Below are 23,739 nucleotides of genomic sequence, written 5' to 3' on the forward strand. Positions count from 1 at the left end.
GAAGCCGCCCCATGAGGGAGACACGATGAACCGTTCGTACAGCGATGTCGTCGTCATAGGCGCCGGACCGGCCGGGCTCGTACTGTCAGAGGTGCTGGCACGACGAGGCATGTCCGTCACGGTGGTGGAACGGCAGAACGATCCCGCACGGAGCCCTCAGGGCGCCCTGCTGCAGCCAGTGACGCTCGATCTGCTCCACCGCCTGATCGAATTCCGGCATTCTGTGGAACTAGAGGGTTCTATCACCGCCATAGAGGAGTACAGCCCCGAGGAGCAGATCTTCGCCGGTTCCTTCGAAGATCTGCCCGGGGCTCCCGTGGGGTACGCCCTGAACGTGACACAGGGCATGTTGCGGAAGTCCCTGCTCGATCGAGTGGGCGAGCATCCGTCGGTCGCCGTCCTCGCGGGTACCCAGGTCCGTCGGCTGGAACGCACCGAGGCGGGGAATTGCCGGACGGTGGTGGCACCGGTCGACGATCCTGACCACCAGCTCACGCTGCGGTCGCGCTGGCTGATCGCAGCGGACGGAAAGCAGTCCGAAACCCGGGAGATGGCCGGCATCGACACCCGTCTCGAAGGCGCCGACCACACTCTTTCACTGGTCCCGGTGCCCACCCCGGAAGACTACCCGCGAACGATCCGGGCACATCGCCGCACGGACGGTATGGCCACGACGGTTCCCGGCGCGTCCCCCGGACTGACCTATGTCTTCACGCACCTGATGGGCCGCGAGGCCACACCCGACCAGGTCGCGCAATGGTGCCGCACGGTGCTGCGAGACGAGGACCGACCCCTGGCCGACGCACTCAGGTCGAACGCGCTACTGGACCGGGTCATCACCATCACCCCTCAGATCGTCAGCGCATCGGCGTGGAGGCGTGAAGGGGTGCTGCTCCTCGGGGACTGTGCGCACGGTATGCACAACATCGGTGGCCAGGGCGTGAACACGTCCATCCAGGACGCGCTGCTGGTCGCGGAGGCCCTCTGCCGTCACGCGGAAGACGGCGACAGCGGACCGATCGACGACTTCATCGCGCTGCGGCGCCCCTTCATCGACGAGTTCCAGACCGCTCAGCAGAAGCTCGGCAGCGGGTTCTGGCCGGCGAGTGGCAGCACCAGCTGGTTCGAGAAACGCTTCGAGGAGCTCAGCCTCGGCCAGGCCGGGTTGCGGACGGCGTGGCGCGATGTGATCTTCTAGCGCTCCGCTGGTTCACCTTGTCCGGGGCAGTGGCGGCGGCTTCCCGTTCACTGATTTGGGGGTGTCTGTTGTCGTTCGGCGGGTGGGAATCACCTGGATGTGGATGAAGCGGTGCGCGTGGCTGATCTCCCTTTCCTGGGTGTGGATGTGGAGGTCGAGCGGCTGGTGCTCGCGGATGTCGAGGTCTGTGTCTCCGTACGGTCCTGAGCCGCGTCGGCATCTTGTCCCGAGTGCGGGCAGAGATCGTCGCGGGCGCACTGCTACTACGAGCGGTGCCTGGCCACCGTCCCGCCGCCGGCCGGCACGTGCGGATCAAGCCGCGGGCACGGCGCCTCGTCCGTGGGAACACCTTCTGTACCCATCGGGCCTTCGCCCAACGTGAACTCGGCATCCATGGGCGGCCCCGTCCGCTGGTGTTACGGACCCGCGAGCGGTATCAGCAGATCCATGAACGCATCGAACGGGCCGCCGTCGGCGATCACCATTGTCTTCTCGACGGCATCTTGACGGACGGCTACCGCGAATCGGCCAATTCCTGGGCCGACTTGCTCCTGAGGAGCACGCCCAACCATGACCGGCTTCGGCGCTTACCGCACGCGCACCCACACCCCCGGGCAGCTCCCGGGCCGACCGGCAGTGACCCAATCGTGCTATGGCGGTCCGTCAAGGGGGGTGTCCTCCGTGACGGAATGTCAGATGATGGGCTCCAGCGAGAATCACGCGTAGTCACGGGGGTGGGCATGGAGGCTTCGGAACTCGCGGTCATGGCAGTGGGGGTGGTTGTCGCTGCTGCTACTGGGGCAGCGACTGCTGTCGGAGAGGGGGCTGGGGCGGCGGTCACCGAGCTGGTGCGCACCCGTTTCGCGGGCACGGAGCGGGGACGTGCGACCTTGGAAGAGCTCGACGCCGGCTCGAGCCCGAGAGCGCGAGCCGATGCGCAGGACGTGCTGCGAGACGAGATCGAGGCGGATCCGGAGCTGAGACGGCAGCTGGAGATGCACCTGTCCACTCTTTCCACGCGCACCGAGAACAGCGTGGTGATCACGGGCGGCCGGTTGTCGCGCAGCCCCATTTCCCTCGGCCCGCTGACCATCAACAACACACCCAGTGCCCGTGCCCTCCTGGTCGCGGCAACGGCCCTGCTGCTGGCCCTGCTCGCACTTGGCGTTTACGGCGGGGTGCAGCTCCTTACTCCCGATGACTCCCCTAAAAGCTCCCGGCAGTCAGAGCCGAGCGACGCTCCATCAGGCGCGCTCAGCGGCAACGAGGGGAGCGGTGGCACCACTCCGCCCAGCGAATCGGGCGGGGCCGACCGCAAGAACACCGCGCTCAACGAGGCGGCAGTCGTTGAAGTGACCCTCCCCGACTCCGGCAGTCTGCCCTCTGGCTGGGAGGCGACGCAGGACAAAGAGATCAATGCGGGCGTGCCCAGCGACTGCAGTTCGTGTACGGGGGCTTTGTACACCGGCACCGTCCCATTTGAAAATACAGACTCAGGCGAGGCAGCCCTCTTCTACATCCAGGCTTATGACACCGCCGACCACGCCGCCCAACGCTTCGATGACGTCCGAGCGGGCAAAGACGAACACTCCGACGGACTCGAGCCGATGTCGCTGCAGCCCATGGGCGACAAGAGCGTCGCCTACCGGGCAAAGATCGTCAATGCCGGGCGGGCGGAAGCGGGCGTGCTCGTGGGTACCGTCGTCACCTGGGTCACGTACCGAACGCCGGATAGTTCCCTCGACCCCGCTGCCCTTTCCTCCTTCGCCCAGATGTTGGCCGAGCGGGCCCAGCAGGCCCAGGACGGGACGATCCCTCCCGTCGCCAGAGTGGAGTTCTGACCGGCAGAAGCCGAAGGTCCGTTCGTTGGGTAGTTCAGGCCGCCTGATCCTCAGGCCGTTCAACGAGGTGTACGTGTTCGAATCGGGCCCCGGTCCGGACGGGGACGGGTCGCGGCCCACGGCCGGCGACGGCGTCCGCGACGATCACAGCCAGGTCTCCGTTGTATGTAGTGTGCGGAAATAACAAGAAGCGAGCGAATTGCGGACCAGCTGGACCGGCACTGGCACAAGAACCTGCGGCCGCGGCTGCACGGTCTTGCCGATGAGGAGTACTTCTGGGAGCCGGTGCGTGGCTGCTGGAGCATTCGCCCACGTGGCACGTCGGCCGCACCGATGTCGGCAGGTTCGGGGGAGTGGACGATGGACTCCGCGTCCCCTGACCCGGTGCCGGCGCCGGTGACCACGATTGCCTGGCGGCTGGCGCACATCATCGTCTCCTGCCTGGGCTATCGGGTCGGATGGCACTTCGGCGGTCAGGACGTCGACTCCCGGACATTCGCCTACGCGGGGACCGCCGACGAGGCGCTCAAACAGCTCGATGAGACGTATGGGAGATGCGTCTCCCAGTTGCCGGACCCGATGGCCGCCTTCTCCTCCTGGGTGAACGGCGCCTGCTCCAGGAAAGACCGGGCGATCCCGCCGCTGGTGTCCAGGAAGGGGAAGCCGCCGGGCCGTGTCCCGAACGTGTACGGGTAGTCGGTCGAGTACAGCATGCGGTCCGTGCCGACGACCTCCGCCGTCCACCGCAGATAGCGCTCGCTGACCGTGCCGCTTCCCGCGACCCAGAAGTTCTGGCGGAAGTAGTCGGCCAGGGGGCGCTCCAGCTTCGCCGCGTGTCGCAGGATCCCGATGTGGTCCAGGTAGAACAGGACGACCTCGCCCCAGTGCCCCGCGTTCACCTGAAGATCGGGGTGGCGGTCGAAGACGCCGGAGAAGATCATCCGCAGGTACTGCACGCCCAGGTCGTAGTACCAGCCCAGCCCGGCGGTCGCGAGCATGGGGCCCACTCCGTGGGGCAGTCCCGAGTGGTACGCCTCCTGGACCGCCCGCACCGGGGTCTGCGGGTGGAAGTGCAGCGGCACCCGGAGCCGCTCGGCGGTGGCGTAGAGGTCGTCGAACTCCGGTGCGTCAGCCGGCTTGTCGCCGGTGCGTCCGTACAGCATCGCGCCGCGGAAGCCCAGCCGTGTGACCGCGCGTTCGAGTTCCGCCGCGGCGGCTTCGGGTGACGGTGTCGGGATGGCCGCCAGCGCCTGGAAACGCCGCGGGTGGGCCTGGACGACCTCGGCGAGCGCGTCGTTCGCCGCTCGGCGCCGGTCACGCGCAGCGTGTCGAGTGCCGATGCCTCGCGTGTGTCGGCCGCGGCGGAGTAGACGATCATCGACTGGTCGGTGTCCGGCGGCAGGAGCGTGTCACAGTCCAGGACGGGGCGCCCCACGGCAGGGGGTGACGCGACGATTTGCGCTGGAGTCGACTCCAGCTTTTAGCGTGAGGGTATGGCTGACTCCTCCGAGCCGGACCGGATCGGCATCCGCGCTGTGTCGGAGCTGACAGGGCTGAGCATCGACACATTGCGCTGGTACGAACGCGAAGGTCTGCTGCCCCTCGTCGAGCGAGGCCCTGGCGGACGGCGCCGCTACCCGCCCGCCGCGATCCGGTTCATCCGCCTGGTGCAGGCGCTGCGCCGCACCGGCATGTCGGTGGACGACGTGCGGGCCTTCGTGCGGATGGGCTCGGGCCTGGAATGGCACGACAGGCGTACGGCCCTCCTGGAGCGGCACGCCTCGGCCATCGAGCAGCAGATCGGTCAGTTGCGTCAGGACCTTGCGGTGGTGCGGGAGAAGATCGCGCACCACCGCGACCTGAAACGGCGCGGTCTGGACTGCGAGGACGAGATCGGCACCGCCGCCCCCGGCGCACTCCCTCCGGGCGAAGCGGGCCCGCGAACGGCGCGAACGACGAAAGACGGGAATTAAGCATGCGTAAGGTCAGCGGATGGGCGGCGCACGCACAAGGCGCGGCCGTGGCCCCATGGGACTTCGAGCGCCGGGAGCCCCGGGACAGGGACATAGCGGTGCGGGTCCGCTACTGCGGTGTGTGCGCCAGCGACCTGTCCGCGATCCGCCACGGCGACCCGGCCGCCTTCCCGCTCGTGGCGGGTCACGAGATCGTCGGGGAGGTCAGCGCGGTCGGCGACGCGGTCTCGCGGTTCTCGGTCGGCGACCGGGTCGCGGTGGGCAACATCGTCGACTCGTGCCGCACCTGCCCCGCCTGCCGCGCCGGCCGGGAGAACTGGTGCCACGAGGGAGTCACCCTGACCTACGGGGGCGTCGACCGCGTCGACGGCTCCCGCACCCAGGGCGGATACTCCACCGAATACGTCGTTGACGAGCACTTCGCCTACCCGCTGCCGAGCGGGCTGGATCCGGCGGGAGTGGCCCCGCTGATGTGCGCGGGCGTCACCACCTACGTACCGCTGCGCCGCTGGGGCACCGGCCCCGGCCGGACGGTCGGCATAGTCGGCATGGGCGGCCTGGGCCATATCGCCCTCCAACTCGCCCACGCCATGGGCGCCGAGGCCGTGCAGTTCACCACCTCTCCCGACAAGGCCGCCGAAGCACGCCGACTGGGCGCCGACGACGTGGTCTTCTCCCAGGACGAGCAGCAGATGGCCGCGCAGACGGGGCGCTTCGACCTGATCCTCGACACCGTCGGAGCGCCGCACGCCCTGGAGCCCTATCTGAGCGCCCTGGCAATCGACGGGACCCTCTGCCTGGTCGGCATCCCGGAGCAAGACCTGCGGCTCAGCGCCCTCAGCCTGATCGTCGGCGCGAAGAACCTGGCCGGCGCGGGCAGCGGCGGAACCGCCGAAACCCAGGAGATGCTCGACTTCTGCGGCGCACACGGCATCACCGCCGAAACCGAGATCGTGCCCGCGCACGACGTCAATACCAGCCTCGACCGGCTGGCCCGCAACGACGTGCGCTACCGCTTCGTCCTCGACCTGGCCTGATGCGCGGCGTGAGGTGTCGCACGGAGGGGTGTGATGTGTCGGGGGCCGGGTAAGCGCGCCGCGATCATCGCTTGAGATGCCGAGGCAGTCGGTACACACAGGGCGAAAAGCATGACCGGAAAGGAGGCGACATGTCGTCGAAGCGACGTCGTAAGAAGAAGGCCCGTCGTAAGAACGGGGCCAACCACGGTAGCCGTCCCCAGTCCTGACCTGGGGCTTCTGCCGAGTGACGGTGACGGGCTCCCCGGGCTCCCCGAGCGCGTGGTGCGCCACCGCGTGCCGGGCGCGGGGAGCCCCGGCGGCGGACCTTTCCCCTCCCGGCCCCTTCCCGTTACCAGGGGCAGAGCCGCTGCCGTGCGGCGGAGCCGCGTATCGGTGCCGTGGGGAGGGGAGCGGCTCGCCGCAGGGGTCGAGATCCGTCGCGGACACTCCCTAGTGGCCCCTAGTGGTGGTGGCCTTCGCAGAGGGCCGTCTGGACGGCGGCCTTCATATCGGCGTCCTGGGCGTCCGTGCCGCCCGGGTTGAGGTTCACCATGACCGTCGCCTGCCTGCCGTCGACCGTGGCGCCGCCCACCGTTCCGTAGCCGAGGATGTCGCCGCCGTGGCCCCAGTAGAGGCCGCCGCAGGGCAGTGGCCTGCTCTCCAGGCCGAGGCCGTACGCCCGGCCGTCGGGGTTGCCGGTCGGGCGGGTCCTCATCATCTGCCGCAGTTGTGCCGGGCGCAGCAGCTTGCCGCGTACGAGTGCGTCCAGGAAGCGGTTGAGGTCGGTGCCGCTGGAGATCATGCCTCCGCCCGCGCCCGCGACCGAGGGGTTGATCGCGGTGATATCCATGAGTGGCGCGTTCTCGCCCGGCCGGGCGTAGCCGCGTGGATGCGGCCCTGGGATCGTCGGGTCGTCGTCCGGTACGTACGTCTCGTGCAGCCCGAGTGGCGTGACGATGCGCCGGTGGATCTCCTCGCCGTACGTGTGGCCGGTGACCCTTTCGATGAGCAGGCCGGCCAGCAGGTAGTTGGTGCTGGAGTAGCGCCAGCCGGTGCCGGGCTCGAAGGTCGGGGGGTGGGCGAGCGCGATGTTCACGAGGTCGCGGGTGTCGTGGTGGGCGAGGGGGTCCTTGAGGATGTCCTGTGGGGTGAGGTGGTCGAGGATGTCGGGCACGCCGCTGGTGTGCTGGAGCAGCTGGCGGACGGTGATGATCCGCCCGTCGTTCCCGTGTCCGCGGATGACACCGGGCAGATAGCGCTCCACCGGCGCGTCGAGGGCGACGCGATGCTCTCCCACCAGCTGGAGCACGACCGTCGCCACGAACGGCTTGGTCATGCTGCCGATCCGGAACCTGCTGTCGCGGCGCATTGGCGCGTGGCTCTTCATGTTCGCGACGCCGCTGGTCAGGACCGCGCTGCCGTGCCGGTTCCGCGTCTCCAGGAGCGCTCCGGGCGCGCCGTCGACCGTGGTCAGCCGGTGCAGGATCTCGCGCAGGCGAGGGGTGTGGTCGGCGGCGGTGTTCTGCCGCGGCGCGTCGTGATGCGTCGGCGCCACCGCCGCGACACCCTTCGGGGCCGCCACCGCCACGTCCTTCGGTGCCGCCGCCGCGACACCCGCCACCACCGCCAGGGTGAGTCCGCCACTCAGTACACGCCTGCGCTTGACCACGTTCATGTGATCCCCCTCGAAGCCCCATCGCGACCGAATGGTCACGTTAGAGACCGCCGAGCTCGGGATCGATCCGGCCAGCCACCCCCATCGCCCTGGGGACAACCCCACCCCCCTCGATCAGAGCAGTTCGAGCAGCGCGTCGGTGAACTCCTCGGTGGTGGCCGTACCGCCCAGGTCCGGGGTGCGGACGGGGGTCTTCGCCAGGACGGTCGCGATGGCGTCGGTGACGCGGGTGGCCGCCTCGGGGTGGCCGAGGTGGTCGAGCAGCATGGCGGCGGACCAGATCGCGCCGAGCGGGTTGGCGATACCGCGCCCGGCGATGTCGGGGGCGGAGCCGTGCACGGGCTCGAACATGGACGGGAAGTCGCGTTCGGGGTTGAGGTTGGCCGCGGGGGCGATGCCGATGCTGCCGGCGACCGCGGCGGCGAGGTCGCTGAGGATGTCGCCGAAGAGGTTCGAGGCCACGACGACGTCGAAGCGCCGCGGGTCGAGGACGAACTTGGCGGCGAGGGCGTCGATGTGCTCCTGGTCCCAGGCCACCTCCGGGTAAGCGGCGGCGCGTTCGGCCACCAGCTCGTCCCAGAAGGGCATGGTGTGGATGATGCCGTTGGACTTGGTGGCCGAGGTGAGCCGGCCGCCGCGCCGCTCGGCGAGGGAGAAGGCGTAGTCCAGGACGCGGGTGACACCCTTGCGGGTGAACACCGCTTCCTGGACGGCCATTTCCTCCGGCAGCCCCCGCCCGAGGCGGCCGCCGATCTCGCCGTACTCGCCCTCGACGTTCTCCCGGACGACGACGAGGTCGACATCGCCGGGGCCCGCGTCGCGCAGCGGGCTGGGCACGCCCTCGAAGACGCGGATGGGGCGCAGATTGACGTACTGCTGGAAGCCCCGGCGGATGGGGATCAGCAGTCCCCACAGCGAGACATGGTCGGGGACGCCGGGGTAGCCGACCGCGCCGAGCAGGATCGCGTCATGGCCGCGCAACTGGTCAAGACCGTCGTCGGGCATCATCGCGCCGAGCTCGGCATAGCGCTCGCAGGACCAGTCGAACGTCTCGTACGTGAAGGCGAGGCCGTGCCGGGCGGCGACGGTGTCCAGGACGCGGCGGGCGGCCGGGATGACCTCGTTGCCGATGCCGTCGCCGGGGATCAGGGCGATGCGGTGGGTGGTGGTCGTGCGGCGGTTCGTCATGGAGGGGATTGCAGCAGGGGAGCGACTTCCGCGTCCAAGACGCAGATCGCATGGGTCTTATAGGTCCGCCCTATGAGACTCCACGGCGGTGCCGACGAATGCCTCCGCCGCCGGTGTCAGCCGGGCCCGCCTGCTGACCAGGGCGATATGCAGGCTGGTGCTCGGCTCCAGGTCCAGGACCAGGGCCCCCGCCCGCTCCGCGAGGCCGCGCCAGGCGTCGGCCACCACGGCCAGGCCGACGCCCCGCAGCACCAGCGGCAGGATCGACACCCGGTGCTCGGTCTCGACCACCACGGTCAGCGCCACGCCCTCGGCCACCAGATCGTCGACGTACCGGCGCATCCCGGTGCCCTTCTGGCCCACGATCAGCCGGTGCCCGGACAGCTGCTCATGGCGCACCGGCACTCCGGGGCGGAACGGCCCGTCCGGCGGTGTCAGCAGCACGAAGCGCTGCTCGACCAGCGGATAGGTGTGCACATCGCCCTGCGGTACGGGGTCGGGGGAGGCCAGCAGACCCAGCTCGCACACGCCGGTGCGCACCATCTGAGTCACATCGTGCGGGGTGAACGCGGCCTGCACGCGTACGGACACCGCGGGATGGGCGCGGGCGAAGCGGTCGATCAGCCCCGCCAGCGGTTCGACGGCCTGGGAGGGCGGGGCCGCGATGTCCACCCGGCCGCCGCGCAGTCCGTGCACCGACTCCACACTGGCCCGCGCGAGCTGGAGGCTGCGCACCGCCTCCCGCGCCGGTCCGATCAGCGCCGTGCCCGCGTCGGTGAGTACCGCCCGGCGGCCGATGCGGTGGAAGAGGTCGCTGCCCAGGTCGCGCTCCAGGGCGCGGATGGCCTGGGAGAGGGACGGCTGGGACAGATACAGCGCGGAGGCGGCCCGGTTGAACCCGCCGTGGTCCACCACGGCCAGGAAGTACTCCAGCTGCCGCACATCCACCGCGCCGCCTCCCCGCGCCTCGCCGCTCCCGCCACCTCCGGTACCTCTGGCGCCGTCAGCGACCTCGGCACCCTCGGCGCCCGGCACGTCCATAGGTGTTGCTTATAAGCATTGTCGTCAACGGGTCGTGGACGCGCACCGCGGGCGGCTGCTGGGATCGGGTCATGAGCGAGCAGCCGCTGGACGACTTCGACCGCCGCACCGTCCACGTCGAGGGTGTGGGAATCAACGTACGCACCGCCGGGGAGGGGCCGCCGGTCCTCCTCCTGCACGGCTATCCGCAGACCCATATGATCTGGCACCACATCGCCCCGGCGCTCGCCGCCACCCACCGCGTGGTCCTGGCCGATCTGCGCGGCTACGGCGACAGCGACAAGCCCGTGTCCGACGCCGAGCACACCCCGTACTCCAAGCGGGCCATGGCACGCGACCAGCTGCTGGTGATGCGGGAGCTGGGCTTCGACCGGTTCGCGGTGGTCGGTCACGACCGGGGCGGCCGGGTCGCGCACCGTCTGGCCCTCGACCATCCGCGCGCGGTCTCGGCGCTCGCGGTCCTGGACATCGTGCCCACGCGGTACGTCTTCCAGCACGCCGACAAGGACTTCGGTCTCGGCTACTTCCACTGGTTCTTCCTGGCGGCGGACCACGGCATCCCGGAGCACCTCATCGGCCAGGACCCCGCGTTCTGGATCCGCACCCGGATGGGGGCGCGCCACCGGGGCGGGACCCCGTTCGACGAGGCGGCCCAGGCCGAGTACATCCGCTGCTTCTCGGATCCCGCGGCCATCCACGCCAGCTGCGAGGACTACCGCGCCGCCGCCTCCATCGACCTGGTCCACGACGACGCGGACGCCGCTGCGGGCCGCCGGGTCACCGCACCGCTGCTGGCCCTGTGGGGCGCGCACGGTTTCGTCGGCCGCCACTACGACGTACCGGAGGTCTGGCGCGGCTACGCGGACGATGTGCGCGGGCACGCGCTGTCGTGCGATCACTACCTCCCGGAGGAGGCGCCGGACGAGACGCTGCGCCATCTGCGGGCGTTCCTCGGGGACCAGGGGAGCGCCTGATCGGGGCTCACGGCGCCGCCTGGAGGTTCTGCTCCGGTGCGGCCGTCTCCTCGGCCGGGTCGGCGGCCCCGCGCGTCTCCCGCGCCAGTGCCACCGTGACCACGGTGAGCGCGCTCATCAGGGCGATGAAGACCACCACGCCTGTGACGCTGTGGTCGAACCAGAGCAGCAGGGCGGACGCGAGCATGGGCGCGAGACCGCCGGTGAGCACGGTGCCGATGTTGTTGGCGATGCCGACCGCGCTGAACCGGACCGTGGTGTCGAAGAGTTCGGCGAAGAACGCGGGCTGGGAGCCGAGGACGGCGGACTGACCGATGCCCAGGGTGAGGAAGAGCGCGAGCCAGATGGCCCAGGTGTGTCCGCCGTCGAGCACGGTGAAGAACGGCCATGCGGCGGCCAGCAGTACCAGGGCCCCGCCGATCGAGACCGGGCGCCGCCCGACGCGGTCGGAGAGCGCGCCGAAGGCCGGTACCGTCACCAGCTTCACGGCCGCGACCAGCGAGATGCCGCTGAGGAGTGCGGCGGTCGGCAGTCCGCGGTCCTCGGCGTAGGTGACCGAGAAGGTGCCGAAGACGTAGTAGCCCGCGTTCTCGGCGGCGCCCGCGCCGATCACGATGAGCATCTCCTTGGGGTAGCGGCGCCAGGCGGTGACGCAGCGGCTCTCGGCGATCCGCTGCCGCAGCGGGCGGCCGGACGTGGCGGAGGGGCCGGATGTCGCGGCGACGGAACCCGCCTGCCGCACCTGCTGGAATTCGGCGGTCTCCGGCAGCGAGCGGCGCACCCAGAGGCCGAAGAAGGTCAGGCCCGCGCTGAGCAGGAAGGGAATCCGCCAGCCCCAGGCGAGGAAGGCGTCCTCGGACAGCAGCCCGGTGGTGAGCGCGAAGGCTCCGGTGGACAGGAGGGTGCCGGTGCCGGTACCGATCGCGGGCAGTGAGGTGAGCAGCCCGCGCCACTTGGGCGGTGCGTTCTCGAAGAGGATAATCAGCGCTCCGGTCTTCTCGCCGCCCGCGGCGAAGCCCTGGACGAAGCGCAGCAGTGTCAGCAGCACCGGCGCGGCGACGCCGATCTGCGCATGCGTCGGCAGCAGGCCGATGGCCGTGGTGGCGAGTCCCATCAGCAGCAGGGTGGCCACCAGCACGCCTTTACGGCCCTGAGTGTCGCCCCGCTCTCCGAAGTAGGCGCCGCCCAGGGGCCGGGCGAGGAAGCCGATGGCGAAGGTGCCGTAGGCGAGGACCGTGCCGACCAGCGGATCGCTGTCCGGGAAGTAGACCTTGTTGAAGACGAGGGCGGCCGCGGTTCCGTAGAGGGCGAAGTCGTACCACTCCACCGTGGTGCCGAAGACGGCGGCGAGGGCGACCTTGGGCTGGAAGACCGGCCTTCTGGTGGCGGAACTGCCGGTGTGCGTCATTGGGGGACTCCCTTGTCACCGTGGATCGAGTACCACTGTGTGGTTCGCTTGTGCCACTTGATGGTTCGGTGATGTTATGGAGGCACACACCCCGTGGCAAGGGGTCACACCCCGATTCGCGCTGGAGGTCCTCCGTTGAGCACGCCCGCCCCCGCCGCCCCGCCACCCCTGCTCGACGGCATCCGGGTCCTGGATCTGACCAATGTCCTCGCCGGGCCCTTCGCCGGATATCAGCTCGCCCTGCACGGCGCCGACGTCCTCAAGGTCGAGATGCCGGGGACCGGGGACCTGGCCCGCCAACTGGGCGCCGACCGGCAGCTGAGCGAGGATCTGCTGGGCGCGTCGTTCCTGGCCCAGAACGCCGGGAAGCGTTCGCTCACCCTGAACCTCAAGGAGGACGAGGGGCGCGCGGCCCTGCTGCGCGCGGTGCGGGAGTCCGACGTCCTCCTGGAGAACTTCCGCCCCGGGGTGATGGACCGGCTGGGCGCCGGCCGCGAGATCCTCATGCGGGAGAACCCGCGGCTGATCTACTGCGCCGTCTCCGGCTTCGGCCAGACCGGACCGCTGCGCGCCCGGCCCGCCTACGACCAGATCGTGCAGGGCCTCTCCGGGATGATGAGCGTGACCGGCACCCCCGAGGTCAGCCCGCTGCGCGCCGGTTTCCCGGTGGCCGACACCCTGGGCGGCATGGCCGCCGCCTTCGCCGTGGCGGCGGCCCTGGTGCGCCGGGAGCGCACCGGAAGCGGCGCGTATCTGGACGTCTCGATGCTGGAGGCCGCGCTCACCGCGATGGGGTGGGTGACCTCCAACTACCTGATCACCGGACGCCCGCCGCGGCCCATGGGCAATGAGAACGTCACCGCCGCGCCGTCGGGGACCTTCCGCACGGCGGACGGATACCTCAACATCGCGGCCAACCGTCAGCGGCAGTTCGCCACCCTGTGCCGGCTCATCGGCCGCGCGGAACTGCTGGACGACGAGCGGTTCGCGCATCCCGCGGACCGCAAGGCCCACCGCGAGGAGCTGCGCGCCGAGATCGAGAAGGGGCTCGCCGAGCGGACCGCGGGGGAGTGGGAGGAGATCCTCGCCGACGCCGGGGTACCGGCGGCGCGGGTGCTGTCCGTACCCGACGCGCTGGGTCTTGAGCAGCTCGCGGAGCGGGACTTCGTCCGCACGCTGCCCTTCCCGGACGGGCGGACGCGCGAACTGCGCGTCCTGGGCAGCCCGTTCCGGGTCGACGGCGCACCGGCGGCCGCCCCCGCCCCGCCACCGCTGCTGGGCCAGCACACCGACCAGGTCCTGGCCGAACTCGGCTACACCCCGAAGGAGATCGACGCGATGAAGGAGCGTGGCGCGATATGACCCGCCCGTCCGGAGAGCCGGAGGCCACGACGGTTCCACAGGACGTCACCGACTGGTGGGCCACCGCCGTCAGCCGCATCCGGCCGGGCGAGATCCTGCTGCGCGGCTACCCGGTCGAGCAGCTGATCGGCCAGGTGTCGTTCGCCGAGACCGTCTGGCTGCTGCTGCGCGGCGAGTTGCCCACCCGGACGCAGGGCCGGTTGCTGGAGGCCGCGCTCGTCGCCGCCGTCGACCACGGGCCCCAGGCCCCGTCGATCGCCGCGGCCCGGATGGCGGCCACCTGTGGACTGGGGCTGAACAACGCGGTGGCCACCGGGGTGAACCTGCTGGGGGACGTGCACGGCGGGGCCGGTCAGCAGTGCATGGGGGTCCTGGCCGGGCTGGAGGAGGCCGCGGCCGAGGGGGCGGACCTCGACGACGCCGCGAAGAACCTGGTGGCGGAGTACCGCGCCACGGGCTCCCATGTGCCCGGATTCGGCCACCGCTTCCACCCGTACGACCCGCGCCGTACCCCGCTGCTCGACCTGGTGGGCGCGGCGGTGGCGGACGGCGAGGCGCCGGGCTGGGCGCTGCGCGCGGGAACGGCCCTGGAGCGGGCGCTGACGGAGGGCCGCAGCCGTCCCGTGCCGATGAACATCGACGGCGCCACCGCCATCGTCTACAGCGAACTCGGCTTTCCGCCCGAGCTCGGGCGCGGGCTGTTCGTGCTCTCCCGCAGCGTGGGCATCCTCTCCCACGCCTGGGAGGAGAAGTCCGGCGGGGCCAGGATCAAGGGCCCGCTGCCCCGGCGGCTGCTGCCCTCGTACGAGGGCCCGGCGCCCCGGAACCTCAACCGGCCGGAGAGCGGCGGGAACAGCTCCGGGAGCGCGTGAACGTCAGCCGCTCCCGCCGAGGAACCGCAGCTCCGACAGCCGCTTCGCAGCCTCGGCCAGCGCCGGGCGGAACGACTCGACGCGCTCCTCGGTGAAGCGGCTGGTGGGCCCGCCGAGGCCCACCGCCGCGACGACCTGTCCGGCCGCGTCGGTGACCGGGGCGGCCACGGCCGACACCCCGTCCTCGCGCTCGCCGTGGCTGACCGCCCAGCCCCGCTCCGCGGCGAGGCGCGCCCGTGTCGCCAGGACGGAGGTGAAGTCGGGGCCGCGCCCGGCCGCCGCGGCCACGCGGCTCAGGGTCCGGGACGAGCCGCCGATGAGCAGGACGTGCCCGGAGGCACCGGCCCACAGGGGCATCTCCTCGCCGACGCGCACCACATGGCGCAGCTGCTGGGTGCCCTCGTGCTGGGCGACACACACCCTGGAGCCACCCTGGCGGATGTAGATCCGCGAGGATTCGCCACCCGACCGGACCGAGAGGAGGCGCAGACACTCCACCGCCTCCGGGGGCAGCCGCCAGGCGTCCTGGGCGAGCGCCGCCCAGCGCAGCAGTCCGGCGCCGGGGGTGAGCCGGCCGTCCCCCCGGCTCCACAGCAGCCCGCGCTGCTCCAGCGTGGCCACCAGCCGGACCACGGTGGACTTGGCCAGTCCGGTGGCGTCCGTCAACTCCCGTACGCTGCGGGAGCGGTGGGTCTCGTCGAACAGGGCGAGCAGATCCAGTGCGCGCAGGACGCTCCGTACGCCCTCGCCGCCCTCTCCGGTCGCCGTCCCCATCGCCGTCCTCCTCGCCGCGCACCGCATAAGCCGCCTATCGGTGCGACGGTACCACCAGGCGGCCCAGCGTAGGCGGGAGTCGGCTACGCCGGTATGACGGCGACCAGGTCGGCCGGCATCCTGCCCCGGAGGTCATCCCACTCGCCCTCGCTGATGTGGCGTTGCAGGGCCTCCAGGACGGTGTGGACCAGCTGTTCGGTGTCGCCCTGGATCGAGTACGGGAAGTCGTGCCGGATCCGCTGGAAGAACTCCTCGCTGTGCATCTTCACGGGCGTTTCCGCGGGCCTCCACCCTTCGAAGTAGATGCCGCGCACCAGCATCGGGAGCTGTGCGCCGAACTGGACGGCCTCGTCCACCGTCAGCCGGTCCCGCAGCTGGTGCAGCACCGCGCGCAGGGCGGCGTAGGACTGTTTACGGCGCTCCTTGGGCCAGCCGTACGCGTCCTCGATCTCCTTGAGGAGCCGGTTGGTCTTGTCGACGGTCGTGTCGAACGCGGGAAAGCCTGTGGCAACCATCGTGTTCGTCCTTTCGGTGCCCGTGGCGGCCGCCCGGCGGGGCGGGGGCCGCCACGGGGTGGGAGAGTCTCAGAAGCCTCCTGGCTGTTGCGGCTGTTGCTGCTGGCGTTCCTGCTGTCGCCGGCTCTCGCCCTCGATGCTCTCGGTGATCTCTATGTGGCGGGGCTTGGCGGTCTCCGCCTTGGGCACGGTGATCGTGAGGATGCCCTCGGACATGCCCGCCTTGACGCCCTCGGTGTTCACCTCGCTCGGGAGCAGCAGCCGGTACTCGAAGCGGCCGGTGCGGCGCCCGCCACGGCGCAGGACGCCCTTGCGCTCCCGTTCCTTGACCTCCCCGGTGACGGTCAGCTCCTGGCCGTTGACCTCGATGTCGATCTCCTGGCGCCGGACGCCGGGGAGTTCGAGTTCGACGTGGTACGCCTCGTCCCCCTCGGTCACATCGGCGGCGGGTGTCCACGTCGCGAGTCCGGGCACCGCGGCCCCGCCGACCGTGGATTCGAGCAGCCCGCCCATCTGGCTGAGCAGGTCGTCGAACTCCGCCAGCGGATTGCGCGCCCAGACCCGGGGCCGGTCCATCGCGCCTTGGCGCTGCGGTTGGGGTCGTCGTGCGGGTGTGCTCATCGCCCTTCACCTCCGGTCGTATGGTGTGGATGTGTATGGGTAGCGGATGGGTGTCCACTGGTCCGCCCCGAACATGCGCGCCTGGAGCACACCGCGCTCGGCGAGTTCGGAGCCTGGGGTCCCGGCCGGGCCGGAGCCGACGACCAGCAGATCGCTGACCGGGACGCGGCGCGGCAGCGTCTCGGCCTCCGGGGGTCGGTCCTCGCCCGACATCAGGCCATGGCCTCGTGGGCGAAGCACCACCGCCAGGTCTCGCCCGGTTCCATGGGCTCGACGATGGGGTGTTCCTCGGCGTACGCGTGGGACCGGGCGTGCTTGAGCGGCGAGGAGTCGCAGCACCCCACGTGCCCGCAGGTCAGGCAGAGCCGCAGATGGACCCAGGGGGACCCCAGGCGCAGGCACTCCTCGCACCCCTCGGGGGTGCGCGGGGAGACCTGGCGCACCATCGACAGATGTGGATCGGGCTCGATGGCCATGGCGTTCACCCTTTCTCGTTTCCAGGATGAGCAGGGACGGGACGGCCCGCACCTCGGACCGCTGGGCGGCCCGGGGGGTGCGGCCGATGACGGGGCGGGACGGTCCGGTGCGGCATGGCGCTCACGCGGCCTTCCCGAGCCCGGCGATCTCCGGCTGCCGTTCGTAGCTGACCGCCAACTCGCCGTGCCGGCCGTCCACCTTGACGGTGGCGCCCTCTTCGACGTCGCCGCGCAGCAGGGCGCGCCCGATGTGGGTCTCCACCTCGTGGGAGATGTAGCGGCGCAGCGGGCGGGCCCCGTACACCGGGTCGTAGCCCTCGTGGGCGATCACCTCACGCCCGGCCGGGGTCAGCTCGACGGCGATCAGGCGCTCGGCCAGCCGCTTGCGCAACTCGTCGAACCGCAGCTCCACGATCCGCTCGAGCTGGGCCTCGCCGAGCGGCTTGAACAGCACGATGTCATCGACCCGGTTGAGGAACTCGGGACGGAAGTGGCCGCGCAGCTCGCTCATCACCAGGCTCCGGGCGTCCGGCTTGAGCTCGCCCTCGGAGGTGACGCCGTCCAGCAGGTGCACCGAGCCGATGTTGGAGGTCATGATGATCACGGTGTTGCGGAAGTCCACCAGCCGCCCCTGGGCGTCGGTGATCCGGCCGTCGTCCAGGACCTGGAGCAGGGTGTTGAAGACATCGGTGTGGGCCTTCTCGATCTCGTCGAAGAGCACCACCGAGTACGGCTTGCGCCGCACCGCCTCGGTGAGCTGGCCGCCCTCCTCGTAGCCGACGTACCCCGGCGGGGCGCCGACCAGCCGGCTGACCGTGTGCCGCTCCTGGTACTCGCTCATGTCCAGACGGATCATGTTCTCCTCGGTGTCGAAGAGCGCGGCGGCCAGCGCCTTGGCCAGTTCGGTCTTCCCGACGCCGGTGGGGCCGAGGAAGATGAACGAGCCGATCGGGCGGCGCGGGTCCCGGATGCCCGAGCGGGCCCGGATGATGGCGTCGGAGACCAGCTTGACCGCCTCGTCCTGGCCGATGACCCGCTCCTGGAGGATCTGGTCCAGGCGCAGCAGTTTCTCCCGCTCGCCCTCCTTCAGGCGGGAGACCGGGATCCCGGTCCAGGCGGAGACGATGTCGGCGATCTCCTCCTCGGTGACCGCCTCGCGCAGCAGCCGGTGCGTGCCCTGCTTGGCGGCCAGCTGCTCCTCCTCGGCGGCCAGCTTGCGCTGAAGCTCCTGGAGCCTGCCGTAGCGCAGTTCGGCGGCGCGGCCCAGGTCGTAGGCGCGCTCGGCCTCCTCGGCCTCGCGGCGCACCTCCTCCAGCTCCCGGCGCAGATCCTGCACCCGTCGGATGGACTGCCGCTCGGCCTCCCACTGGGCGTGCTTGGCGTCGGCCTCGGCGCGCAGATCGGCCAGCTCCCGGCGCAGCTCCTCCAGCCGCTGCCGGCTGGCCGGGTCGGGCTCCTTGGACAGCGCGGCCTCCTCGATCTCCAGCCGGGTGACCCGGCGGGTGATCCCGTCCAGTTCGGCGGGCATGGAGTCGATCTCGGTACGCAGCCGGGCGCATGCCTCGTCCACCAGGTCGATGGCCTTGTCCGGCAGGAACCGGTCGCTGATGTAGCGGTGGCTCAGGGTGGCGGCGGAGACCAGCGCGGTGTCCTGGATCTTGACGCCGTGGAAGACCTCCAGACGCTCGCGCAGGCCGCGCAGGATGGAGATGGTGTCCTCCACACCCGGCTCGTCCACCAGCACCATCTGGAAGCGTCGCTCCAGCGCGGCGTCCTTCTCGATGTGCTTGCGGTACTCGTCCAGGGTGGTGGCGCCGATCATGTGCAGCTCGCCGCGGGCCAGCATCGGCTTGAGCATGTTCCCGGCGTCCATGGCGCCCTCGGCGGCCCCCGCCCCGACCACGGTGTGCAGTTCGTCGACGAACAGCAGGATCCGCCCCTGGGCCGAGGTGACCTCGGTGAGCACGGCCTTGAGCCGCTCCTCGAACTCCCCGCGGTACTTCGCGCCGGCCACCAGGGACCCCATGTCCAGGGCGAAGACGGTCTTGTCGCGCAGCCCCTCGGGGACGTCGCCGCGGACGATGCGCTGGGCCAGGCCCTCCACGATGGCGGTCTTGCCGACGCCGGGGTCGCCGATGAGTACGGGGTTGTTCTTCGTCCTGCGGCTGAGGATCTGCGTCACCCGGCGGATCTCGGCGTCCCGGCCGATCACCGGATCCAGCTTGCCCGAGCGGGCCTCCAGGACCAGGTCCCGGCCGTACTTCTCCAGCGCCTCGTACGCCGCCTCGGGGTTGGCGGAGGTGACCCGCTGGCTGCCGCGCACCTGGGTGAGCGCGCCCAGGAAGGCCTCCTTGGTGACGCCGTGCTCCTTGAGTACCCGCCCCGCCGCGGTGGCGGACCCCTCCTCGGTGAGCGCGAGCACCAGGTGTTCCACCGAGACGTACTCGTCCTTCAGGCGCTTCGCCTCCCGCTCGGCGGTGTCCAGCAACTGGGAGAGGCGCTGGGTGATGAAGACCTGTCCGGGGGCGGCGCCGGGGCCGGTGACCCTGGGCTTGCGCGCCACCTGCGCCTCCAGCAGGGTGCGCACCGCTTCGGGGTCGGCGCCCACCTGGGTGACCAGTCGCGGGATCAGACCCTCCGGCTGATCGAGCAGGGCCAGCAGCAGATGCTCGCCGTCGACCTCGGTATGGCCGTAACCCTGGGCCCTGGTCTGCGCGTCCTGGAGGGCTTCCTGGGATTTCTGGGTGAGGCGGTTCATGTCCATGGCGGTTCTTCACTCCTCGCGCCACCGCGGCGCAGTTCGGCTTCGAGCCGGTTGATGCGGTCGAGCAGATCGAGCACCAGACCGATGGAGGCGTAGTTGAGGCAGAGCCCGGTGTGCAGCCGCTCGACGCGGGCCAGCGCCGCCGGGGCGTCGAGGGCGAACACCAGCCGCCCGGCGGCGTCGCGCTCGGCGTCGACCAGGCCGAGGGCGACGAAGCGCCGGATCAGGTCGGGGTGGAGCCCGGTGCGGCCGGCCACGGTCTCAAGCGAGAGCCTGCGCGCGGGCACCAGCTCGTAGTGGACGGACGTCACGGGCGGGTACCTCGTATCCGTCCGCGTCGTGGTCGCGTGTGTGCTCATCGCTCCCTCCGGGGGTCGAAGGAGGAGATGCGGCCCAGCTCCTCGAACAGCTCCCGCTCCCGGGAGCCGAGGTGGGGCGGCACCATGACGCGGATCTCGGCGTACAGATCGCCGTCGGGGCCGCGCGGGTTCGGCATGCCCTCGCCGCGCAGCCGCAGCCGGCGGCCGCCGGAGGAGCCGGGCGGGACGGTCACCTTGGCGGTGCCGCCGGGCGTGGGTACGGGGACGGTCGCGCCGAGCGCGGCCTCCCAGGGGGACACCGGGAGCGTCACATGGACGTTCCGGCCGTCCAGCCGGAACCGCGGATGGGGCTGGATACGCACCCGTAGGTACAGATCCCCGGCCGGTGCGTCACCGGTGCCCCGGCCGCCCTGCCCGGCCAGCCGGATGCGCTGCCCGTCGAAGACGCCCGGCGGGACGTTCACCTCGAAGGTGCGCTGCCCCGTGGGCCCGGCCAGGGTGACCCCGCGGCGCCCGCCGCGGTACGCGTCCTCGACGGTGAGCGGCAGCTCCGCCTCCTGGTCGGCCCCGGGGATGGTGACGCCGCCCGCGCCGCCCGGCCCCGCGCCGCCACCGCCGAAGAACGCGCCGAACAGGTCCTCGAAGTCCACCCCCTCGCCCCTGGCGTCCTCGCCGAAGCCACGGGTGAACCGCACCCGGCCGCCGTCGCCGGCCGTCGTCCAGCCGCGGAAGCCACCGCCGCCGCCTCCGGCACCGGCGCCGACGCGCTCCTCCCAGTCCTCGGGGATCTTGCGGAAGTCCTCGCCGAACCGGTCGTAGCGGGCCCGGGTCCTCGGGTCGGAGAGCACGCTGTAGGCGTCGTTGAGCTCCTTGAACCGCTCCTCGGCGTTCGGGTCCTTGTTCACATCGGGGTGATGGCGGCGGGCCTGGGTGCGGAACGCCTGCTGGATCTCGTCCTGGCTCGCACCCCGGGAAACCCCGAGCACCTCGTAGTAGTCCCGTGCCATGGCCGTCTCACTCCCGCTTCGCCACGGCCACGGCCACCGGCCGCAGTTGGCGGCCGGGCTCCCCGTAGCCGGGGCGCAGCACCTGGACCACGGTGCCCGGTTCGGCCTCGGGGTCCTCGACCACACCGACCACCTCGTGCCGGGCCGGGTCGAACGGCACCCCCGTCTCGCCCTGCCGCTCGTAGCCGAGCCGGGACAGGGCGGCCACGGCCTGGTCGCGGATGGCCTTGACGCCCTCGACGATCGAGCCGGGGTCGGCCTCGGCATGGGAGAGGGCCAGTTCGAGGTTGTCGACGACGGGCAGCAGGGCCACCGCCGTACGGGCCCGCTCGGCGGCCCGCTCCCGCTCCAGCTCCCTGGCGTGGCGCTTGCGCAGGTTCTCCAGGTCGGCCAGGGCCCGGCGCCAGCGGTCGTCGAGCTCGGCCAGCGCGGCGGCCTGCTCGTCGGCCCGCTCGTCGGCCTCGCCGACGGCGGGGCCGCCGGCCGCGTCCGGGCCGGGGCCCTCCCCGCTCGCGCCGCGCGCCTCCACGGCGCCCGGGGCGGGCAGATCCTGCTCCTGCTCCGGCTCCGGTTCCGTCACGGCGCCCTCCGGCACCGGGTCGGGCTGCTGCGGTTGAGTGGACATGGCGGCCTCTCGGTGAGCCTTCGTGGGATCGGCCTGTGCGGTCTTCGTGGGATGTGGCTTCGTGGGATGTGCCTTTGTCGGTTCGGCCTTTCGGTTCGGCCCTTGCCGATTCGGTCAGCCCTTGTCGAACTCGGCGTCGATGACGTCCTCCTCGTCTCCGCCTCCGCCGCCACCGGTCCCGGTGCCCTGGGCGCCGCCCACCCCGGGGCCGCCGGTCGCGCCGCCCGGACCCGCGCCCGCACCGGCCACCTCATGGGCGGCCAGGCCCGCGTGGACCTGCTGGAGTTCGGAGGTCAGCGGCCTGGTGCGGTCGGTCCCGGCCTCGTTCCTGACCGCCTGGCGAGCGTCGTGCACCAGCATCTCGGCGCGCGATCTCTCATGGGAGGGCACCGTGTCGCCCAGTTCGGAAAGGCGCTTCTCGACCTGGTAGGCGGTGGCGTCCAGTTCGTTGCGCGCGTCCACGGCCTCGCGCAGCGCCCGGTCCTCGCCGCGGTTGCGCTCGGCCTCCTGAACCATCCGCTCGACCTCGCCGCGTTCGAGGTTGCCGGTCTCGCTGATCTGGACGGACTGCTCCTTGCCGGTGTCCCGGTCCCGCGCCGTGACATTGAGGATGCCGTTGGCGTCGATATCGAAGATCACCTCGACCTGCGGTTCGCCGCGCGGCGCCGGGCGGATGCCGGTCAGCTGGAAGCGGCCGAGCACCCGGTTGTCGGCGGCCCGCTCGCGCTCGCCCTGGAGGATCACGATGTCCACGGCCTGCTGGTCGTCCTCGGCCGTGGAGAAGGTCTCGGTGCGGCGCACCGGAATGGTGGTGTTCCGCTCGATGATCTTCGTCATGACGCCGCCGCGGGTCTCGACGCCCAGCGACAGCGGGGTGACATCGAGCAGCAGGACATCCTTGACCTCGCCCTTGAGCACCCCGGCCTGGATCGCGGCGCCCAGGGCCACGACCTCGTCGGGGTTGACGCTCATATTGGGCTCCTTGCCGCCGGTCAGCCGGCGGACCAGGGCCTGTACGGCGGGCATCCGGGTCGAGCCGCCGACCAGGATCACCTCGTCGATGTCGCTCTCGCCGGCCTTGGCGTCGGCCATGGCCTGCCGTACCGGGCCCAGACAGCGCTCCACCAGATCGACGGTGATCTGCTCGAAGGTGGACCGCATCACGGTCTCGGTCAGATGCTTGGGACCGGAGCCGTCCGCGGTGATGAACGGCAGGTTGAGCTGGGTCTGGGTCACCGAGCTCAACTCGGTCTTGGCCTTCTCCGCGGCCTCGAAGAGCCGCTGGAGCGCCTGTGGGTCCCGGCGCAGGTCGATGCCGTTCTCCTGCCGGAACCTGTCGGCGAGGTGGTCGACCAGCCGCCGGTCGAAGTCGTCGCCGCCCAGGTGGCTGTCGCCCGCGGTGGAGCGGACCTCCACCACTCCGTCCCCGACGTCGAGGATGGACACGTCGAAGGTGCCACCGCCGAGGTCGAAGACGAGGACGGTCTCATGGCCCTTCTTGTCCAGGCCGTAGGCGAGGGCGGCCGCGGTCGGCTCGTTGATGATCCGCAGCACGGTCAGACCGGCGATCTCACCGGCGTCCTTGGTGGCGCTGCGCTGCGCGTCGTTGAAGTACGCGGGCACCGTGATGACCGCCTCGGTCACCCGCTCGCCCAGCTGCTTCCCGGCGTCGTCGGCCAGTTTGCGCAGCACCTGGGCGCTGATCTCCTCCGGCGAGTACAGCTTCTCGCGCACCGTGAAGCGGGCGAGGCCGCCCTCGTCCGGGACGACGTCGTAGGCGACCGCCTTGGCCTCGGCGGAGACCTCGTCGTAATGGCGGCCGATGAACCGCTTGGCCGAGTAGATGGTGCCCTTGGGGTTGAGGATCGCCTGGCGCCGGGCCAGCTGCCCCACCAGCCGTTCACCGGTGTCGGTGAAGGCCACCACCGACGGTGTGGTGCGGCTTCCCTCGGAGTTCGGAACGACCGAGGACTCACCGCCTTCCCACGCGGCGATCACCGAATTGGTGGTGCCCAGGTCGATGCCGACTGCCTTGGCCATGGCAACTCCTTCCGGGGGCGGCCGCGGGCCGCATACATCGCCCGGT

22 protein-coding genes and 2 pseudogenes are annotated in these 23,739 nt (G+C 71.1%); 9 read left to right on the top strand and 15 right to left on the bottom strand.

The genetic code is table 11. The annotated features are described in order from the left end of the window. The first annotated feature begins 25 nt into the window (after nt 1-25). From ACMTAK_RS35190 to ACMTAK_RS35200, 3 genes and pseudogenes are all read left to right on the top strand, one after another. Complete coding sequence (locus ACMTAK_RS35190) at nt 26-1,198, top strand: FAD-dependent oxidoreductase (RefSeq protein ID WP_413809906.1); 1,173 nt, start codon at nt 26-28, stop codon at nt 1,196-1,198. A gap of 890 nt (nt 1,199-2,088) precedes the next feature. Next, nucleotides 2,089-3,039: a hypothetical protein gene (locus ACMTAK_RS35195; protein ID WP_413809907.1), complete on the top strand. Its 951-nt coding sequence runs from the start codon at nt 2,089-2,091 to the stop codon at nt 3,037-3,039. 180 nt (nt 3,040-3,219) lie between these two features. Next, nucleotides 3,220-3,594 (top strand): annotated as a pseudogene (locus ACMTAK_RS35200) (DinB family protein); the annotation flags it as partial. Here ACMTAK_RS35200 and ACMTAK_RS35205 read toward each other — a convergent pair. Further along, nucleotides 3,540-4,394 (bottom strand): annotated as a pseudogene (locus ACMTAK_RS35205) (amidohydrolase family protein); the annotation flags it as partial. The pseudogenes ACMTAK_RS35200 and ACMTAK_RS35205 overlap by 55 nt on opposite strands. 138 nt (nt 4,395-4,532) lie before the next feature. On the opposite strand from ACMTAK_RS35205, the gene ACMTAK_RS35210 reads away from it, so the two are divergent. The 3 genes from ACMTAK_RS35210 (at nt 4,533) to ACMTAK_RS35220 (ending at nt 6,258) form a co-directional block, all read left to right on the top strand. After that, nucleotides 4,533-5,012 carry a MerR family transcriptional regulator gene (locus ACMTAK_RS35210; protein ID WP_413809908.1) on the top strand — a complete coding sequence of 160 codons (480 nt, stop codon included), beginning with the start codon at nt 4,533-4,535 and terminating at the stop codon, nt 5,010-5,012. 2 nt (nt 5,013-5,014) lie between these two features. After that, nucleotides 5,015-6,049, top strand: coding sequence for an NAD(P)-dependent alcohol dehydrogenase (locus ACMTAK_RS35215; RefSeq protein WP_413809909.1), 1,035 nt, complete (start codon nt 5,015-5,017; stop codon nt 6,047-6,049). 131 nt (nt 6,050-6,180) lie between these two features. Then, the gene (locus ACMTAK_RS35220; RefSeq protein ID WP_370443954.1) at nt 6,181-6,258 is read left to right on the top strand and encodes a 50S ribosomal protein bL37; all 78 of its coding nucleotides are present in this window, start codon (nt 6,181-6,183) and stop codon (nt 6,256-6,258) included. A gap of 233 nt (nt 6,259-6,491) precedes the next feature. On the opposite strand, the gene ACMTAK_RS35225 is transcribed toward ACMTAK_RS35220, so the two are convergent. From ACMTAK_RS35225 to ACMTAK_RS35235, 3 genes are all read right to left on the bottom strand, one after another. Next, complete coding sequence (locus ACMTAK_RS35225; RefSeq protein WP_413809910.1) at nt 6,492-7,706, bottom strand: serine hydrolase domain-containing protein; 1,215 nt, start codon at nt 7,704-7,706, stop codon at nt 6,492-6,494. A gap of 114 nt (nt 7,707-7,820) precedes the next feature. Beyond that, entirely contained in the window at nt 7,821-8,894 is a 1,074-nt protein-coding gene (locus ACMTAK_RS35230) for a tartrate dehydrogenase (RefSeq protein ID WP_413809911.1), read from the bottom strand. Between the two features lie 57 nt (nt 8,895-8,951). Continuing rightward, nucleotides 8,952-9,842: a LysR family transcriptional regulator gene (locus ACMTAK_RS35235; RefSeq protein ID WP_413813092.1), complete on the bottom strand. Its 891-nt coding sequence runs from the start codon at nt 9,840-9,842 to the stop codon at nt 8,952-8,954. Between the two features lie 164 nt (nt 9,843-10,006). Between ACMTAK_RS35235 and ACMTAK_RS35240 the strand changes: the two genes are divergently transcribed. Next, nucleotides 10,007-10,909 (top strand): alpha/beta fold hydrolase, encoded by a 903-nt coding sequence (locus ACMTAK_RS35240; RefSeq protein ID WP_413809912.1) that lies wholly within the window; start codon nt 10,007-10,009, stop codon nt 10,907-10,909. 7 nt (nt 10,910-10,916) lie between these two features. Here ACMTAK_RS35240 and ACMTAK_RS35245 read toward each other — a convergent pair whose 3' ends face one another. After that, nucleotides 10,917-12,317 (bottom strand): MFS transporter, encoded by a 1,401-nt coding sequence (locus ACMTAK_RS35245; RefSeq protein WP_413809913.1) that lies wholly within the window; start codon nt 12,315-12,317, stop codon nt 10,917-10,919. A 135-nt stretch (nt 12,318-12,452) separates the two neighbouring features. Here ACMTAK_RS35245 and ACMTAK_RS35250 point away from each other — a divergent pair, with 135 nt between their 5' ends. Next, nucleotides 12,453-13,679 (top strand): CaiB/BaiF CoA transferase family protein, encoded by a 1,227-nt coding sequence (locus ACMTAK_RS35250; RefSeq protein WP_413809914.1) that lies wholly within the window; start codon nt 12,453-12,455, stop codon nt 13,677-13,679. Continuing rightward, nucleotides 13,676-14,551: a citryl-CoA lyase gene (locus ACMTAK_RS35255; RefSeq protein WP_413809915.1), complete on the top strand. Its 876-nt coding sequence runs from the start codon at nt 13,676-13,678 to the stop codon at nt 14,549-14,551. Before ACMTAK_RS35250 ends, ACMTAK_RS35255 begins: the two co-directional genes overlap by 4 nt. Before the next feature lie 3 nt (nt 14,552-14,554). Here ACMTAK_RS35255 and ACMTAK_RS35260 read toward each other — a convergent pair whose 3' ends face one another. From ACMTAK_RS35260 to dnaK, 10 genes are all read right to left on the bottom strand, one after another. Continuing rightward, nucleotides 14,555-15,325, bottom strand: coding sequence for an IclR family transcriptional regulator (locus ACMTAK_RS35260; protein WP_413809916.1), 771 nt, complete (start codon nt 15,323-15,325; stop codon nt 14,555-14,557). A gap of 83 nt (nt 15,326-15,408) precedes the next feature. Further along, complete coding sequence (locus ACMTAK_RS35265) at nt 15,409-15,840, bottom strand: DUF2267 domain-containing protein (RefSeq protein ID WP_413809917.1); 432 nt, start codon at nt 15,838-15,840, stop codon at nt 15,409-15,411. 69 nt (nt 15,841-15,909) lie between these two features. After that, nucleotides 15,910-16,461 (bottom strand): Hsp20/alpha crystallin family protein, encoded by a 552-nt coding sequence (locus ACMTAK_RS35270; protein WP_413809918.1) that lies wholly within the window; start codon nt 16,459-16,461, stop codon nt 15,910-15,912. A gap of 6 nt (nt 16,462-16,467) precedes the next feature. Then, entirely contained in the window at nt 16,468-16,674 is a 207-nt protein-coding gene (locus tag ACMTAK_RS35275) for a hypothetical protein (RefSeq protein ID WP_413809919.1), read from the bottom strand. Further along, entirely contained in the window at nt 16,674-16,937 is a 264-nt protein-coding gene (locus ACMTAK_RS35280) for a UBP-type zinc finger domain-containing protein (RefSeq protein ID WP_413809920.1), read from the bottom strand. Before ACMTAK_RS35280 ends, ACMTAK_RS35275 begins: the two co-directional genes overlap by 1 nt. A 121-nt stretch (nt 16,938-17,058) precedes the next feature. Beyond that, nucleotides 17,059-19,701, bottom strand: a complete 2,643-nt coding sequence (gene clpB, locus ACMTAK_RS35285; RefSeq protein ID WP_413809921.1) for an ATP-dependent chaperone ClpB — start codon at nt 19,699-19,701, stop codon at nt 17,059-17,061. Then, nucleotides 19,692-20,060, bottom strand: coding sequence for a chaperone modulator CbpM (locus tag ACMTAK_RS35290; protein WP_413809922.1), 369 nt, complete (start codon nt 20,058-20,060; stop codon nt 19,692-19,694). Before ACMTAK_RS35290 ends, clpB begins: the two co-directional genes overlap by 10 nt. Continuing rightward, nucleotides 20,057-21,028, bottom strand: coding sequence for a DnaJ C-terminal domain-containing protein (locus ACMTAK_RS35295; protein WP_413809923.1), 972 nt, complete (start codon nt 21,026-21,028; stop codon nt 20,057-20,059). Before ACMTAK_RS35295 ends, ACMTAK_RS35290 begins: the two co-directional genes overlap by 4 nt. 7 nt (nt 21,029-21,035) lie before the next feature. Then, the gene (locus tag ACMTAK_RS35300) at nt 21,036-21,653 is read right to left on the bottom strand and encodes a nucleotide exchange factor GrpE (RefSeq protein ID WP_413809924.1); all 618 of its coding nucleotides are present in this window, start codon (nt 21,651-21,653) and stop codon (nt 21,036-21,038) included. Between the two features lie 114 nt (nt 21,654-21,767). Beyond that, nucleotides 21,768-23,693, bottom strand: a complete 1,926-nt coding sequence (gene dnaK / locus ACMTAK_RS35305) for a molecular chaperone DnaK (protein WP_413809925.1) — start codon at nt 23,691-23,693, stop codon at nt 21,768-21,770. Between the last annotated feature and the right edge of the window lie 46 nt (nt 23,694-23,739).

It is taken from the genome of Streptomyces lacaronensis, from assembly GCF_047337785.1.
Classification (GTDB): domain Bacteria; phylum Actinomycetota; class Actinomycetes; order Streptomycetales; family Streptomycetaceae; genus Streptomyces; species Streptomyces lycopersici.

Bases quoted from the DNA above. Each gene is read 5' to 3' on its own strand.
- ACMTAK_RS35190 (WP_413809906.1), top strand. From the start codon at position 26: ATGAACCGTTCGTACAGCGATGTCGTCGTCATAGGCGCCGGACCGGCC.
- ACMTAK_RS35210 (WP_413809908.1), top strand. From the start codon at position 4,533: ATGGCTGACTCCTCCGAGCCGGACCGGATCGGCATCCGCGCTGTGTCG.
- ACMTAK_RS35215 (WP_413809909.1), top strand. From the start codon at position 5,015: ATGCGTAAGGTCAGCGGATGGGCGGCGCACGCACAAGGCGCGGCCGTG.
- ACMTAK_RS35220 (WP_370443954.1), top strand. From the start codon at position 6,181: ATGTCGTCGAAGCGACGTCGTAAGAAGAAGGCCCGTCGTAAGAACGGG.
- ACMTAK_RS35225 (WP_413809910.1), bottom strand. From the start codon at position 7,706: ATGAACGTGGTCAAGCGCAGGCGTGTACTGAGTGGCGGACTCACCCTG.
- ACMTAK_RS35230 (WP_413809911.1), bottom strand. From the start codon at position 8,894: ATGACGAACCGCCGCACGACCACCACCCACCGCATCGCCCTGATCCCC.
- ACMTAK_RS35240 (WP_413809912.1), top strand. From the start codon at position 10,007: ATGAGCGAGCAGCCGCTGGACGACTTCGACCGCCGCACCGTCCACGTC.
- ACMTAK_RS35245 (WP_413809913.1), bottom strand. From the start codon at position 12,317: ATGACGCACACCGGCAGTTCCGCCACCAGAAGGCCGGTCTTCCAGCCC.
- ACMTAK_RS35255 (WP_413809915.1), top strand. From the start codon at position 13,676: ATGACCCGCCCGTCCGGAGAGCCGGAGGCCACGACGGTTCCACAGGAC.
- ACMTAK_RS35260 (WP_413809916.1), bottom strand. From the start codon at position 15,325: ATGGGGACGGCGACCGGAGAGGGCGGCGAGGGCGTACGGAGCGTCCTG.
- ACMTAK_RS35265 (WP_413809917.1), bottom strand. From the start codon at position 15,840: ATGGTTGCCACAGGCTTTCCCGCGTTCGACACGACCGTCGACAAGACC.
- ACMTAK_RS35270 (WP_413809918.1), bottom strand. From the start codon at position 16,461: ATGAGCACACCCGCACGACGACCCCAACCGCAGCGCCAAGGCGCGATG.
- ACMTAK_RS35275 (WP_413809919.1), bottom strand. From the start codon at position 16,674: ATGTCGGGCGAGGACCGACCCCCGGAGGCCGAGACGCTGCCGCGCCGC.
- ACMTAK_RS35280 (WP_413809920.1), bottom strand. From the start codon at position 16,937: ATGGCCATCGAGCCCGATCCACATCTGTCGATGGTGCGCCAGGTCTCC.
- clpB (WP_413809921.1), bottom strand. From the start codon at position 19,701: ATGGACATGAACCGCCTCACCCAGAAATCCCAGGAAGCCCTCCAGGAC.
- ACMTAK_RS35290 (WP_413809922.1), bottom strand. From the start codon at position 20,060: ATGAGCACACACGCGACCACGACGCGGACGGATACGAGGTACCCGCCC.
- ACMTAK_RS35295 (WP_413809923.1), bottom strand. From the start codon at position 21,028: ATGGCACGGGACTACTACGAGGTGCTCGGGGTTTCCCGGGGTGCGAGC.
- ACMTAK_RS35300 (WP_413809924.1), bottom strand. From the start codon at position 21,653: ATGTCCACTCAACCGCAGCAGCCCGACCCGGTGCCGGAGGGCGCCGTG.
- dnaK (WP_413809925.1), bottom strand. From the start codon at position 23,693: ATGGCCAAGGCAGTCGGCATCGACCTGGGCACCACCAATTCGGTGATC.